Annotated in this window: 17 protein-coding genes; 6 read left to right on the top strand and 11 right to left on the bottom strand. The window is 70.2% G+C overall.

What is annotated here, in order from left to right:
* Position 1 precedes the first annotated feature (1 nt).
* The 4 genes from gatB to IPK81_22995 all read right to left on the bottom strand — a co-directional run bounded on the left by gatB (position 2) and on the right by IPK81_22995 (position 2460).
* Positions 2–1450: an Asp-tRNA(Asn)/Glu-tRNA(Gln) amidotransferase subunit GatB gene (gene gatB, locus IPK81_23010; protein QQS12325.1), complete on the bottom strand. Its 1449-nt coding sequence runs from the start codon at positions 1448–1450 to the stop codon at positions 2–4.
* Positions 1451–1537: 87 nt separating this feature from the next.
* The gene (locus IPK81_23005) at positions 1538–1768 is read right to left on the bottom strand and encodes a DUF1877 family protein (protein ID QQS12324.1); all 231 of its coding nucleotides are present in this window, start codon (positions 1766–1768) and stop codon (positions 1538–1540) included.
* Positions 1756–2052 carry a DUF1877 family protein gene (locus IPK81_23000; protein QQS12323.1) on the bottom strand — a complete coding sequence of 99 codons (297 nt, stop codon included), beginning with the start codon at positions 2050–2052 and terminating at the stop codon, positions 1756–1758. The genes IPK81_23005 and IPK81_23000 overlap by 13 nt, the downstream gene beginning before the upstream one ends.
* Before the next feature lie 99 nt (positions 2053–2151).
* Complete coding sequence (locus IPK81_22995; GenBank protein QQS12322.1) at positions 2152–2460, bottom strand: hypothetical protein; 309 nt, start codon at positions 2458–2460, stop codon at positions 2152–2154.
* 368 nt (positions 2461–2828) lie between these two features.
* Between IPK81_22995 and IPK81_22990 the strand changes: the two genes are divergently transcribed.
* Entirely contained in the window at positions 2829–3941 is a 1113-nt protein-coding gene (locus tag IPK81_22990) for an acyltransferase (GenBank protein ID QQS12321.1), read from the top strand.
* Positions 3942–3951: 10 nt separating this feature from the next.
* Here the strand turns inward: IPK81_22990 and IPK81_22985 are convergent, their stop codons facing one another.
* The 6 genes from IPK81_22985 to IPK81_22960 form a co-directional block, all read right to left on the bottom strand.
* A complete protein-coding gene (locus IPK81_22985; protein ID QQS12320.1) occupies positions 3952–4929 on the bottom strand; it encodes a dienelactone hydrolase family protein in 978 nt (325 codons plus the stop codon).
* Positions 4930–4982: 53 nt separating this feature from the next.
* The gene (locus tag IPK81_22980) at positions 4983–5645 is read right to left on the bottom strand and encodes a hypothetical protein (protein QQS12319.1); all 663 of its coding nucleotides are present in this window, start codon (positions 5643–5645) and stop codon (positions 4983–4985) included.
* A gap of 108 nt (positions 5646–5753) precedes the next feature.
* Entirely contained in the window at positions 5754–6407 is a 654-nt protein-coding gene (locus IPK81_22975; protein QQS12318.1) for a hypothetical protein, read from the bottom strand.
* 40 nt (positions 6408–6447) lie between these two features.
* Positions 6448–7917: an Asp-tRNA(Asn)/Glu-tRNA(Gln) amidotransferase subunit GatA gene (gene gatA / locus IPK81_22970; GenBank protein QQS12317.1), complete on the bottom strand. Its 1470-nt coding sequence runs from the start codon at positions 7915–7917 to the stop codon at positions 6448–6450.
* A gap of 51 nt (positions 7918–7968) precedes the next feature.
* Positions 7969–8286 (bottom strand): Asp-tRNA(Asn)/Glu-tRNA(Gln) amidotransferase subunit GatC, encoded by a 318-nt coding sequence (gene gatC, locus IPK81_22965; protein QQS12316.1) that lies wholly within the window; start codon positions 8284–8286, stop codon positions 7969–7971.
* Between the two features lie 74 nt (positions 8287–8360).
* Positions 8361–9254, bottom strand: coding sequence for an alpha/beta hydrolase (locus IPK81_22960; protein ID QQS12315.1), 894 nt, complete (start codon positions 9252–9254; stop codon positions 8361–8363).
* Positions 9255–9393: 139 nt separating this feature from the next.
* On the opposite strand from IPK81_22960, the gene IPK81_22955 reads away from it, so the two are divergent.
* The 3 genes from IPK81_22955 (at position 9394) to ruvX (ending at position 11555) form a co-directional block, all read left to right on the top strand.
* Entirely contained in the window at positions 9394–10113 is a 720-nt protein-coding gene (locus tag IPK81_22955; GenBank protein QQS12314.1) for a hypothetical protein, read from the top strand.
* Positions 10114–10209: 96 nt separating this feature from the next.
* Positions 10210–11046 carry an alpha/beta fold hydrolase gene (locus tag IPK81_22950; GenBank protein ID QQS12313.1) on the top strand — a complete coding sequence of 279 codons (837 nt, stop codon included), beginning with the start codon at positions 10210–10212 and terminating at the stop codon, positions 11044–11046.
* The gene (gene ruvX, locus IPK81_22945) at positions 11019–11555 is read left to right on the top strand and encodes a Holliday junction resolvase RuvX (GenBank protein ID QQS12312.1); all 537 of its coding nucleotides are present in this window, start codon (positions 11019–11021) and stop codon (positions 11553–11555) included. The genes IPK81_22950 and ruvX overlap by 28 nt, the downstream gene beginning before the upstream one ends.
* Positions 11556–11702: 147 nt before the next feature.
* Here the strand turns inward: ruvX and IPK81_22940 are convergent, their stop codons facing one another.
* A complete protein-coding gene (locus IPK81_22940) occupies positions 11703–12422 on the bottom strand; it encodes a SapC family protein (protein ID QQS15233.1) in 720 nt (239 codons plus the stop codon).
* 231 nt (positions 12423–12653) lie between these two features.
* Here IPK81_22940 and erpA point away from each other — a divergent pair, with 231 nt between their 5' ends.
* Positions 12654–12992: an iron-sulfur cluster insertion protein ErpA gene (gene erpA / locus IPK81_22935; protein ID QQS12311.1), complete on the top strand. Its 339-nt coding sequence runs from the start codon at positions 12654–12656 to the stop codon at positions 12990–12992.
* 63 nt (positions 12993–13055) lie between these two features.
* Positions 13056–13847 carry an exodeoxyribonuclease III gene (gene xth / locus IPK81_22930; GenBank protein QQS12310.1) on the top strand — a complete coding sequence of 264 codons (792 nt, stop codon included), beginning with the start codon at positions 13056–13058 and terminating at the stop codon, positions 13845–13847.
* Positions 13848–13850 lie beyond the last annotated feature (3 nt).

Here is a 13850-nt window from a genome sequence, read left to right as displayed (position 1 = left end):
CTCAGGCGTCGAGCGCCTTCCTCAGGATCTCGTTGACGGCCTTCGGGTTGGCCTTGCCGCCGGTCGATTTCATCACCTGCCCGACGAACCAGCCGAACAGCGTCGGCTTGGCCTTGTACTCCGCGACCTTGGCGGGGTTGTCGGCCACGACCTTGGCGACCGCCGCCTCGATGGCGCCGGTGTCGGTGACCTGCTTGAGGCCGCGCTCCTCGACGAGGACGGCCGGATCCCTGCCGGTCTCCTCCATCGCCAGGAACAGGTCCTTGGCGGTGCGTCCGGAAACGGTGCCGTCGGCGATCAGGTCGAGCAGCTTGCCGAGATGCGCGGCGCTGACCGGGCTGGCCGCGATCGTGGCGCCGCGCCGGTTGAGCATGGCGAAGAAATCGCCGGTCACCCAGTTGGCCGCCTGCTTGCCGTCGCGGCCTTTGGCGACGGCCTCGAAGAAATCGGCGGTCTCGCGCTCGGCGACCAGCACGCCGGCGTCGTAGGACGACAGGCCGTACGCCTTGGCGAAGCGCGCCTTCTTGGCGTCGGGCAGCTCCGGCAACGACGCCTTGATGCGCGCGACGAAATCCGGCTCGAGCACCAGCGGCAGCAGGTCGGGGTCGGGGAAGTAGCGGTAGTCGTGCGCGTCCTCCTTGGAACGCATCGAGCGCGTCTCGCCCTTGCCGGGATCGAACAGGCGCGTCTCCTGGACGATCTTGCCGCCGCCCTCGATGATCTCGACCTGGCGGCGCGCCTCGTACTCGATCGCCTGCTTCACGAAACGGATCGAGTTGACGTTCTTGATCTCGCAGCGCGTGCCCAGCTCGCCGCCGGGACGGCGCACCGAGACGTTCACGTCGCAGCGCATGGAGCCCTCCTCCATGTTGCCGTCGCAGGTGCCGAGATAGCGCAGGATCGAGCGCAGCTTGGTCAGGTAGGCCGCCGCCTCGTCGGCGTCGCGCATGTCCGGCCGCGACACGATCTCCATCAGCGCGACCCCGGCGCGGTTGAGGTCGACGTAGGTCTGGGTCGGGTGCTGATCGTGCAGCGACTTGCCGGCGTCCTGCTCGAGATGAAGCCGCTCGATGCCGACGCGCTTGACGGCGCCGTCCTTGAGCTCGATCTCGACCTCGCCTTCGCCGACGATCGGGTCCTTGTACTGCGAGATCTGGTAGCCCGCCGGAAGGTCGGCGTAGAAGTAGTTCTTGCGGTCGAAGAACGAGCGCAGGTTGATTTTCGCGTTCAGGCCCAGCCCGGTGCGCACGGCCTGCTCGACGCAGCGCTCGTTGATCACCGGCAGCATGCCCGGCATGGCGGCGTCGACCAGCGACACCTGCGTGTTGGGATCGGCGCCGAACGTCGTGGGCGCCCCCGAGAACAGCTTGGATTCGGATACGACCTGGGCGTGGACCTCGAGGCCCATCACGATCTCCCAGTCGCCCGTCTCGCCCTTGATCAGAGACATGGTCAGCGGGTCCCCCGCGCGCGTGGAAACGGCCTGTACCTAGTCACTCCGGCGCGTCCTGTCCATGCCGCGCGACGGCGCGCGGGCTCAAAGGTCGCCCGAGAACAGGACGTGGTGTCCGGCCGCCGCGGCGCGGGCGTGGAGGTCGCGGAGGTTCTTGAAGTGCTCGAAGCAGAACTCGCGGTACTCCTCGCCGAAACGGGGCGCCATCGTGGCGGCGGCGTTGCGGTCGTAGGCAGCGTTGAACGCCGCCTCGTCCCATCCGGCGACAGCGGCCGCGAACGCCCCCGCCTGCGCCGGCGTCGTCAACGCCAGCACATGCACGTCCGCGGGCACAGCGGCGCGCCGCCGCAGACACCGACCTTCAGCGGTTCGGCACCGGCCTTCTCGTCGATATCGTACGGGTCGTCCCGCTCCCCCGGCCCGGTGAGGACGCGATGGATGCCGAACCACGATTTCTCGAGCTCGCACGCGCGCGGCGTACCGAAGAGCGTCTCCATGATGTTCTCGTACATGTGCTCCACCCGGTCCTCCTCGGGCAGGGCCATCAACGCGTCGAGCTCCTCGCGCGTGATCGCGAACAACGTGGCCAGCTGGGACATGGCGTCATCTCCATCATTGTCGACGGAATGCACGCTATCCGGTATTCATGATATGTTCTATCTATCATTAGTTGCAAAACGAGATCGCGCGTCACCGCGTCAAATCGAACGCCCCGGCGGCGGAAACCCGCACTTCTCCAGCGTGGTGAAATAGAAGGCGCGCCGGCCGCCCTGGTCGAAGCACCCGTCGCGCCAGCGGCCCGAGTAGACCTCGCCATCGTTGAGACGCCGCGTGCCCTCGCCGTTCGGCAAATTGTCACGGAACTCGCCTTCGAACGTGCCCTCGTCGTCCTTGGAGACCACCCAGCCGTCGAGCTTGCCGGCGCGGAACTCGCCCTCCTGGGTCTCGTAGTTATCGCCCTTCGAGTACCAGCGCAGCGTGCCGCGGCCATGGGCGTAGCCATCCACGCAAGGCCCCTCCCACTCGATCCGCTCGTCCTCCTGCGGAAAATTGTTCCACACTTGGCACCCGGAGCGGGGGTCGGCGATCCAGCCCGACGGGCGATCCTGTTGCGCCTGGGCGGCGCCGGCGGCCACCAATCCAGCCACGACCACGCAACACGTCCAACGCATCTCGATCCCCCACCTTCCGGCACACCGCACCGTCCATCATGCCCGCAGCCGACGGCGCGCGCCAACCGCCCTTGGTTCGGCGCCGATCCGCTCCAGATTGCCGCGTCGGCGGAACCATGCTAATTTACATGAGAATTATCCAATAATAAGTTGATTTTATGTGATTTTTAAACCTCGATAGCTGGCGCGGAGTCTGCGCGCTGATGGTCGTCCTCTACCACGCGACATTCACCAGCCATCTGCTGCATCTGCCGATCGTCACGCACGGCTATCTGTTCGTCGATTTCTTCTTCGTCCTCAGCGGTTTCGTCATCACCCACGCCTACGCCAAGCGCCTCGAATCGACGGACGACGTCCTCGCCTTCCTGATCCGGCGCTTCGGCCGGGTCTGGCCGCTCCACGCCGCGACGCTGCTCGCGATGATCGCCGTGGCCGCGTTGGCGGCGGCGCTGCTGCCGGCCGGACTGCGCACCCACCTCGTCGAACCGTTCATCGCGAAGTGGCAGCCCGACACCGTGCCGGCGGTTCTCCTGATGCTGAACGGCGTCGGCAAGCTCGACGCGCATTTCTGGAACTGGCCGAGCTGGAGCATCGGCTCGGAGTTCTACACCTACGCCCTGTTCGCCGTGGTCTGCGTCGCGGCCCGCGGCCGCGCGCTGGTACCGGCCCTCGCGCTGGCGATCGGCGGACTGCTCGGCCTCATCACGCTGGCGCGCTGGAACATGGACGTGACCTACGATTTCGGGCTGTTCCGCTGCGTCTACGGCTTCTTCTGCGGCCACCTGCTGCACCGCGCGTTCGAGGCCGCGCCGAAGCCGGCCGGCGACCGGACCGCCCGGGAGGCCCTCGCCGTGGTCGCGACCATCGCGTTCGTGACGCAGCTCGGGCGTTCGCCCGCCGCCGTGCTCTCGCCGCTGTTCTTCGCCTGGGTCGTCTGGGGGTTCGCGCACCACGGCGGCGCCATCTCGCGGTTCATGACGGCGGCGCCGCTGCGCTGGCTGGGCGAGCGCTCCTACTCGCTCTACATGGTCCACGTGTTCGCGCTGATGGCGATGGTGTTCGCCTGGCGCGGCGTGGAATACGCGACCGGCGCCGTCATGGGCCGCGTCGTGCGCAAGGACATGGGCGAGACGGTCTACGTCTTCGACGTCGGAGATCCGTGGATCATGGACGCGCTGACGGTCGTCTACGTCGCCCTCGCCCTCGGCCTCTCGGCCGTCACCTACCGCTTCATCGAGGTGCCGGCGCGCGACTGGTTCAACGATCTCGCGCGGCGGCGTACCGCCGCGAAGCGCGCGCCCACGCCGGCGGCGTGACGCGGGGCGATCACCCCGCCAGCGTCCGGCCGAAGAACGCCATCATGTCGTCGCGGAACAGGTCGGCCTGGTCGTCCCGGCTGCCGATCGTCGCGCCCTTGACGCCGTAACCCGCCTTGATCCCGTAGATCATGACGTCGCGGTCGGTCAGCGCCGGATCGGCGACGCCTGTCGCCGGATGGATCATCGCGCCGTCGTTGGCCAGATAGGCGGTCGGCGCCCCCGGCGCGACCGAGGCGTTGTCGATGCGCTGGATCGGCTCGCGCCGGTCGAAGCTGTGCGCCGCGCCGGGCACGATGCGGATCGACGCCGCCCCGCCGCGCAGCCGGATCGCCTGCGTGAAACCCTGCGCCTGCTGCGCCGAGCACCATTCGTCGCGATCGCCGATCAAGGTGCGGATCTCAGCGCCGCCGACGTCCGGCACGACCGGCTGGTGGCCGCACCACGGATAGCCCGCCAGCACCGCGCGAATGCGCGCGCCGCCGAGCTGGCCGGCGTTGAGGCGCGTCATGGCGGCCATCAGCACCGCCGAGCCGCCCCGGCTATGGCCTTGCAGGCCGATCCGGGCGGGATCGATCTCCGGCAGCGCCGACAGCGCCCTGACCGCGCGCATCACGTCCAGCGCGCTGGCGGCGAACGAGAACTGCGTCTGGTTGGCGACGGTCGACGTGACGCCGCGCGCCCCGAAGGGGTCGAGCACGAAGCTCGCGAACCCCATGCCGTTGAACGTCTCGGCGTGCGCCAGATGCGACGGCGCGACGCTCAGGCTGCCCGGAACCACCATCACCACGGGCACCCTTCCCGTCGCGCCGGGCGGTAGGAACAGCTTGCCGTCGATGGTCACCGGCGGCATGGCGCCGGGGTCGCTCACGAGCTGGTGGTAGTTGCGCGGATTGGCGCTGGCGATCTCGATGGAGCGGCCGGCGGCGCCGTTGGCGAAGCGGATATGCCGGTCGCGGAAGCGGACGGGCGTCGTCGTGTCGGGCATCGCTGGCTCCCCCTGCTCGGGCACCGCCATTCTGACGCCGCCCGCGGCCGGCGTCACTCCTCGATCGCCGCGACGATGTGCTTGCCGGCGCCGGCGTGCCGCGCGAAGAACCGCCGCAGCCGGCGATAGGCGTCGAAGCAGAAGCGCGCGTCGCGCGGGCCGTACATCGGCCAGGACGGCGGACAATGCGCGGCGTAGCCGGTCTCGAAGTCCCCGTATCCGACCTCCGGCATCGCCTCGGCGACGGTGCGCGTGTCGGCCGCGCCGATCAGGCCGATCCGGTAGGTGCGCGGCGCCTTCTCGCCGTCGGGCGTCGGCGGTGGCGGATCCACGCCATCGGCCCGCATCACGCCCAGCGGCACGTCCTTGACGAGGAGGGCGTCCACGATCGGCTCGACCCCGGCGACGACGTGGCGCAGCGGCGCCTCGCCGTAGGTCCAGTCGATGCAGTCCACCGGCGGATGCCACGTCATCAGACGGTGGATGGCGTCCCAGCAATCCTCGATGTAGCAATAGTCGTCGCCCGCCCAGCGGCCGTCGGCGTTGCCGAACACGAAGTCGACGCGCGCCCGCGGATCGGCGATGGCGCGCAACGACGCGAGGTCGCCGTCGTCGAGCGCGACATGGAACGCGTGCGTCGGGATCGAGCGGAACATGTGCTCGGGATCGCCCGCCGTGCGGTCCATCGCGATCCGCACCAGGCCACGTCGGAACATCGCTCCCCCTCCCCTGCAGCGAACGGATACGTCAACAGATCCGGTCCCGGATCCAACATGCCACCCGTCGCGACGCCTCGGCCATCACGCGAATACCGCTCCCCGCCTTCAGATCTCGCGGGCGATGACCACGTGCTTGCCCGTCGCGGCGTGCCGGCGCAGGAAGCGCTGGACGCCGAGATAGAAGCCATAGGCGATACGGCAGTCGTCGGGCCCGAACGCCGCGTCGTGGGGGTCGGCGTGCGCGCGGTAGCCGATCGTGAACTCGTCGAGCGTCGCGTCCGGCATGGCGCCGGCGGCCTCGGGCATACGCTCGTTCTCGATCAAACCGAGCCGATAGCGACGCCGCACGCCGTCGCCGTTCGGCCTGAGCCAATCGGCATCCAACCGGTCGCCGGGAATCGGTGCCTCGTCGTTGATCTGCCCCTCCAGCACGATCGCGGAATGCCGGACACTATACCATTCGACGAGCGCCTCGTGGCCGAACACCACATGGCGCTCCGGCGCCGGTCCGAACGCCGTGTCGAGCCGCTCCACCGGTGGATGGCGCACGAGCAGCCGGTGGATCGTCTCGGCCTGACTTTCGATGTAGAGGTAGTCGTAGCCCGTCCAGCGCGCGTCGGCGTTGTCGAAGACGAAGTCCAGGCGGCGTTCCGGCGACGCGATCGAACGCAGCTCGGCGAGATCGGCGTCACCCAGCGCGACGTAGAACGTGTTGACGGAAACCGTGCGCAGCCGCACCCGGACCGGGTCGGTCGTCACCTCGCTGACGATCCGAAGCCGGCCGCGGTGGAACATGTCGTCAGTACCCCACAGGCCGCCCGGCGAAGCCCGCCGCCGTCTCCAGCGCCGAGGCGGCGCGGAACAGCGTCTCCTCGTCGAAGGCGCGGCCGATGAGCTGCAGTCCGAGGGGCAGCCCGTCCTTGTCGAGACCGGCCGGCAGCGAGATGCCCGGCAGGCCGGCCATCGAGGTCGGCACGGTGAAGACGTCGTTGAGGTACATCGTGACGGGATCGTCCATCTTCTCGCCGGCCGCGAACGCCGCCGTCGGCGCGGTCGGCGTCAGGATCAAGTCGCACAGCTCGAAGGCGCGCTGGAAGTCGCGCGCGATCAGGGCGCGGACCTGCTGCGCCTTCTTGTAGTAGGCGTCGTAGTAGCCGGCCGAGAGCACGTAGGTGCCGATCAGGATGCGCCGCCGCGTCTCGGCGCCGAAGCCGGCGCCGCGCGTGTTCTCATACATCTCCTGCAGGTCCTTGCCGGGCACGCGCTTGCCGAAGCGCACGCCGTCGTAGCGCGCGAGGTTCGAGGAGCACTCGGCCGGCGCGATGATGTAGTAGGTCGCCAGCGCGTATTTCGTGTGCGGCAGCGAGATGTCGACCGGCGTCGCGCCGGCGTCCCTCAGCATCTCGACGCCGCGCGACCACAACGCGTCGATCTCCGGCGACATGCCGTCGACGCGGTACTCCCTCGGGATTCCGACCTTCAACCCGCGCACGCCGCCCGCGCAGGCGGCGGCGAAATCCGGCACCTTCAGTGGCGCCGAGGTCGAGTCCTTGGGATCGTGGCCGGCCATCGCGCCGAGCAGCAGCGCGGTGTCCTTGACCGTGCGCGCGAACGGCCCTGCCTGGTCGAGCGACGACGCGAAGGCGACGATGCCCCAGCGCGAGCAGCGGCCGTAGGTCGGCTTCATGCCGACGACACCGCAGAAGCTGGCGGGCTGGCGGATCGAGCCGCCGGTGTCGGTGCCGGTCGAGCCCGGCGCGATGCGCGCCGCGACCGCCGCCGCCGAGCCGCCGGAGCTGCCGCCGGGCACCAGCTTGCGGTTGTCGCCGGCCCGCTTCCACGGGTTCTCGACCATGCCGTAGGCGCTGGTCATGTTCGACGAGCCCATGGCGAACTCGTCCAGGTTGAGCTTGCCCAGCATGACCGCGCCGGCCTTCCAGAGGTTGGCGGTGACGGTCGACTCGTAGGTCGGCTTGAAGCCCTCGAGGATGGCCGAGCCGGCGGTGGTCTGCACGCCCTCGGTGCAGAACAGGTCCTTGATGCCGAGCGGCAGGCCCTCGAGCAGCCCGGCCTCGCCGCGCGCGCGCCGCGCGTCCGATGCCTTCGCCATGTCCAGCGCGCGGTCGGGCGTCTCGGTGATGAAGGCGTTGAGGCCGCGATGCGCCTCCATGCGGCCGACGAAGGCCGTCGCGACCTCGGTCGCGGAGGTCTCGCCCTTGGCGAGCGCCGCCGTCATGTCGCCGATGGTCAGGTCGGTGAGCGCTGTCATTTCACAATCCGGAGGACGATAGGCTGAGGCGGAGGTGTCGCGTGTCGCGCGTCACTCCACGACCTTGGGCACCGTGAAGAAGCCGCCGGCGTTCGGATCGGCCGGGTCGAGGTAGACCGCGCCGCCCGGCGCGTTGGCGAGAACCCGCGCGGCGATGCCACCGTCCGTCACGGTGTCGGCGCGCATCGGCAGGGTGACGGCCGACACGCTGGCCAGCGGCTCGACGCCGGCGGTGTCGACCTCGTTGAGCTGCTCGATCCACGTCATGATGCCGGAGAGCTCGCCGGCCAGCCGCGCGCGCTCCTCCTCCGGCACCTTCACCCGGGCCAGCTTGGCGATTTTGGCCACCGTTCCGGCGTCGATCGACATGGGACAACCCTCGCTGATTTCGCGCCCGCACCTAGCCGGTTTGGGGGGCTCGCTGCAAGGGCCGCGCCGCCGCGTCAGGCCGCGAGGCGCCCGCGCAGGAAGGCGCCGATTCCGTCGATGGCGCGCCCGCCCTCCGCCAGCATCGGCCAGTACCAGTGCCACACGTGGATCATCCCGGGCCATTCCTCCAGCCGCGCGTCGACGCCGGCGGCCGTGGCGCGGCGCGCCAGCGCGCGCGAATCGTCGAGCAGCACCTCGTCCCCGCCGACCTGGATCAAGAGCGGCGGCAATCCCGCCAGATCGGCGTGCAGCGGCGAGGCCAGCGGCGTCCGCGTGTCGGCGCCGGCGAGGTAGGCGTCGCGCCAGCGCGCCAGATCCGGGCCCTTCACGAGCGGATCGACATCGGCCTTGTCGCGGTGGCTGGCGCCGGCGGCGGTCATGTCGGTCCACGGCGAGATGCAGACCCCCGCGGCGGGCATCGGCAGTCCGGCGGCTCGGGCGGCGAGCATCAACGCGACCGTGAGACCGCCGCCCGCCGAGTCGCCGGCGATCGCCACCCGCGCCGGCGCGACACCGCCGTCGAGCACCGCGCGGTAGACCGCGAGCGCGTCGTCGACCGCCGCGGGGAACGCGTTCTCCGGCGCCAGCCGGTACTCCGGCACCACCGCCGCGATGCCGGCGGCGCGGGCGATGGCGGCGGCGAGGTGGCGGTGCGAGCGCGGCGATCCGATCGCGTAGCCGCCGCCGTGCAGATAGATCAGGCAGGAATCGGTGGCGACGCCTATGGGCGTCACCCGTTCGGCCGGCACGCCGCCGATGGTCGCCGCCTCGACCGCGACGTCGTCGCCGACCGGGAACGCGCGCACCGCCTTGTCGTACAGCGCCCGCAGCGCCTCCACGGGCTGGCCGTGCGACGGCGGCAGCGCCGCGATCTTCGCCCGCACCGCCTCGATTCCACCGTCCGCCATCGCGTCCTCCCGTCCGTTCAATGTTTCGCGCGGAGTGTGCCGGGGCACGCGCCGGCCGACCACGGAAATCGCCACCGGCGCGGCCGCGGTTCCGGTATATGGTCGGCGCCCAATCCGTCCGCACCAGGGCTCCGACCGCATGCCGGCTTCCGCGTTCCTCCGATCTTCCTTCGCCGCGCTCCTGATGGCGGCCGCCGGCACGGCCGCGGCCCAGGCGCCGCCCGCGAAACCGGCCGCGCCGCCGTCCGAGTCGGCGGTGCCGGCGCCGGTCGTGTGCGCGCCGAAGCAGCTCTTCCCGATGTCCGACGAGATCCGCAAGCGCGTGGTCGGCTGGTTGCGCCAGGAGGGCCTCAGCGGCCGCCACCTGATCGACTTCTCCTGCAGGATCGACGACCGGCGGATGCTGCTCGGCCTGGTCGACGCCACCGCGCTGGACAGCCGCGTCTACGCGCTCGACCTCACCAAGGACAACGTCTCGGCCCGGCTCGTGCTCGAGGGCCTGATCGAGGCGCCGGTGCTCGTCGGCCGGCCCGGCGGCGGCCGCTCGCTGTTCCACGTCGCCAGCGCGCCGGACCGCGGCGTCACCCTGCGCAGCTACCGCGCGACGGATCTGGCGAGCGGGAAGACGCAGACGCTCTACGCCGCGCCGTTCGACGCCAACGGGCGCGGCTGCGCCTTCGCCGGACCGAAGGGCGTGCAGCGGCTGCTGACGGCGGCGGCGGCGAAGATGGTCGAGGCCAAGGGCGGCGGCGCCGCCATCGCCATCGACCACGAGGAGGTCGACTGCGCCAGTGGACGGCGCGACCGGCGCACCGATGTCTTCGTGCCGACCCGCGACGGGTTCGTCGCGCAGAAGTGAGGCCGGGTCCCTCGCGGCGCTTCCGTCGATCCTGCGCATGCACTACCATGATGGCGCTAACTCTTTGATTTGACTGGCATCGCGGCGACGGGGATCGTGGACAAGGTAGCCGTTCTCATCCACGGCATGTGGGGCACGCCGCATGTCTGGCGGCATTGGCGCGCGTTCCTGGAGGAGCGCGGTTGGACCGTCATGACGCCGACGCTGCGCCACCACGACGCGCCGCCGCTGGACCCGCCGGCGGCGCTGGGGGCGACGTCGCTGCTGGACTACGTCGACGATCTCGAATCGCGCATCGCCAACCTGCCGTCGAAGCCGCTGGTCATCGGCCATTCGATGGGCGGCCTGCTGGCCCAGAAGCTGGCGGCGCGCCAGCTCTGCGCCGCCGCCGTGCTGCTCTGCCCGGCCGCGCCGGAGGGCATCTTCAAGCTCTACCCCAGCGCGGTGCGCGCGTTCCTGCGGACGCAGAGCCGCTGGCGCTGGTGGGCGCGGCCGCACCGACCCAGCTTCGAGGACGCGATGTACGGGGCCTTCAACACCTGCCCCGACCGGCAGGAGAGCGGCCGTGAATACGGGCGGTTCGTCCACGAATCCGGCCGCGCGCTGCTGGAGATCGCGCTGCCGCTGTTCGACCGGCGCCACGCCGCGCGCGTCGACGCGAAGGACGTCACCTGTCCGATGCTGGTGATCGGCGCCGGCCAGGACCGCCTCACGCCGCCCGGCATGGTCCGGCGTGTCGCCGCGAAATACGCCCACGTCGCCGAGCACCGCGAATTCGCGGAGGCCTGCCACTGGGTGCTCGGCCAGGGGATGTGGCGCGACATCGCCACGACCGCCGCCGACTGGGCCGACGCCGCGATGGCGTCGCGCGACACCACCCTCACCGATTCCGACAAGCGGCGCGCATGGCGATCGTCGATCTCGACGCGTTGAGCGCGATCCTGCCGGCCGAGGGCCGTTTGATGGGGCTCGACGTCGGCACGAAGACCATCGGACTCGCCACGTCCGACATCCGGCGCCAGTTCACCTCGCCGCTCGAGACCATCGCGCGCGTCAAGTTCGGCAAGGACGCGGCCGCGCTGGCCGCGATCGTCGCGCGCGAGGGCGTCGCGGCGCTGGTGATCGGCCTGCCGTTGAACATGGACGGCACCGAGGGTCCGCGCTGCCAGTCCGTGCGCCAGTTCGCGGCCAACCTCGCGTCGATGCCGCTCGACACCGGCGGCGGCCGTCGTTTCGCCGATCTGCCGATGGTCTTCCAGGACGAGCGCCTGAGCACCGCCGGTGTGGAGCGCACGATGATCGACGCCTACGACATGTCGCGTCGGCGGCGGGATTCGCGCATCGACGCCGGCGCGGCGGCGTGGATCCTCCAGGCCGCTCTCGACCGGCTCCGCCACCTATCGGCGGTCGACGAGCCGCCGCCGTGGGAGCGGCCGCGGTAAAATCCCATGATCGGACGGATGCACGCCGCTCGCGATCGCGTGCCGTCATCCCGAGCGCAGCGAGGGATCTTTCCGCCGTCGAAAGATCCCTCGCTGCGCTCGGGATGACGGACGGATTGAAGCCGATCGAAATGCCGCGGGCGGCGCTCAGGCCGGCTTCTTGCGCTCGGCGGCGGCGGCGGCGAGCAGGTCCCAGGCCGCGAACGACATCAGATGGGCGTAGATCCAGGCCAGCCAGCCCCTGTCGCGCCACGCCAGCAGCGTCTCGGCCGGCAGCTTGTTGAAGCGCGCCTCGTCGACCACGGTGAATCCGGCCAGCGCGATCCGCTCGCCGCCGGCGATGGTCGCCTGGGCGCGGTTTTCGACCAGGAGCTTCTCGGCCCTGAGCGCGGCCACGAAATCGACCGTGGCCTTGTGGTTGCGTTGGTAGGCGCCGCAGTACTTCAAAGCGTTGGCGACGAGCTGGGTCGGCTTGCCGTCGGCGTCGAACAGCCTTTGGCGACCCTCCGGCACGAGAAAATCGCCGCCCTCGTCGACCGCGAGGATGAGCTGCCCGTTGGCGGCCTCGATGAAGATGAAGGGATAGCGCCTGACATAGGCCGGGACGTAGACGCCCTCGATCCAGCGGCGCGCCGGCGTCACGAACAGGTTCTCGTCGGTGCGCAGGCCGAGGATCGCGACCGGAAACGGCGCCCCCTGGCCGGAGAACACGATCGGATAGCTGCGCTGCGCCAGACCGAACTCGACCCCGTTGAGCGGCACGGCGTTGGTCGTGGCCGCGAAACCATGGTCGGGGTCGTCGCGCAGCGCCTTGGCGCCGTGCGCGGCGGGCTCGACCGGCCTCGGCCGCGTGTAGAACAGCGGCATCGGCGACGGCGGCGCGGCGGGTGGGACGACGGTGTCGGACATGCGGTCGACGGTCCTATGGCGGCGGTCCGGGCGGAATTTCCCCGCAAAATCAATGATATCCGCCCGCGTCCCGGCGATCCATCACGATTTAGCGTCGATCCTGCCGACCGGAGGTTGACAGGACGCGGAGCGCGATCAATCTAAAGCGTGAAGAACGTGGTACGCTGTTTCCGTGCCACAGGAGTGCCCATGGCCAGCGTCGAACCGTCCGTCATCGTCACCGAGAGCGCCGCCCGCCGCATCGCCTTCCTGCTGGGACGCGAGCCCGCGGAGGCCAAACTCCGCGTCGCCGTGCTCGGCGGCGGCTGCTCGGGCTTCCAATACAATATCGACTTCGACACCAGCGTGAACGAGGACGACGTCCTGATCGAACGCGACGGCGCGCGCGTGCTGATCGACAGCACCTCGCTGGAGCTGCTCAAGGGCAGCGAGATCGACTACGTGACCGAGATGGTCGGCGCCACGTTCCAGATCCGCAATCCCAACGCCACCTCGTCCTGCGGCTGCGGCAACTCGTTCAGCACCTGATCCGCCGTCCCGCGCGCACGGCCGCGCCTTCACATCGCGGGCGCGCGCGGCCATAGTCGCGCGATGAAGATCGCGACCTGGAACGTCAATTCGATCCGCAAACGCGCCGGCCATCTGATCGACTGGCTCGGCCGCGCCAAGCCTGACGTCGTCGTGCTTCAGGAGATCAAGTGCGTCGCGGACCAGTTCCCGCGCGACGGGATCGAGGCCGCCGGCTACCGCTGCGAGATCGTCGGCCAGAAGACGTTCAACGGCGTCGCCCTGCTGTCGCGGCATCCGTTCGACGTCGACCTGCGCGCGCTGCCCGGCGACGATTCCGACGCGCAGTCGCGCTACATCGAGGCCAGGGTGACCGGCCCCGACGGGCCGGTGCGGATCGGCGGCATCTATCTGCCGAACGGCAATCCTGTCGACAGCGAGAAGCTGCCGTACAAGCTCGGCTTCATGGCGCGCCTGCGCGACCGCGCCAAGGCGTTGCTGGCGACCGGCGAGGCGGTCGTGCTCGGCGGCGACTACAACGTCTGCCCGACCGACGCCGACGTCTACGATCCGGTCGGCTGGGCGGACGACGCGCTGTGCCGGCCCGAGTCGCGCGCGGCGTTCCGGAGCATCCTCAACCTCGGCTACGCCGACGCCTTCCGGACGCTGCACCCGGCCGATCACGCCTACAGCTTCTGGGACTATCAGGGCGGCGCGTGGAACCGCGACCACGGCCTGCGCATCGACCACCTGCTGCTCTCGCCGCAGGCGGTCGACCGGCTGGTGGCGTGCGGCATCGACCGCGCCGAACGCGGACGGGCCGAGCCGTCGGACCACGTTCCGGTCTGGTGCGAGCTAGGGCCGCCGCCCGCCTGACCG

It is taken from the genome of Rhodospirillales bacterium (assembly GCA_016699855.1).
In the GTDB taxonomy this organism is placed as follows: domain Bacteria; phylum Pseudomonadota; class Alphaproteobacteria; order Reyranellales; family Reyranellaceae.
Note: the sequence above shows the minus strand (reverse complement) of the source record. Positions and strands in the feature narration are given on the sequence as shown.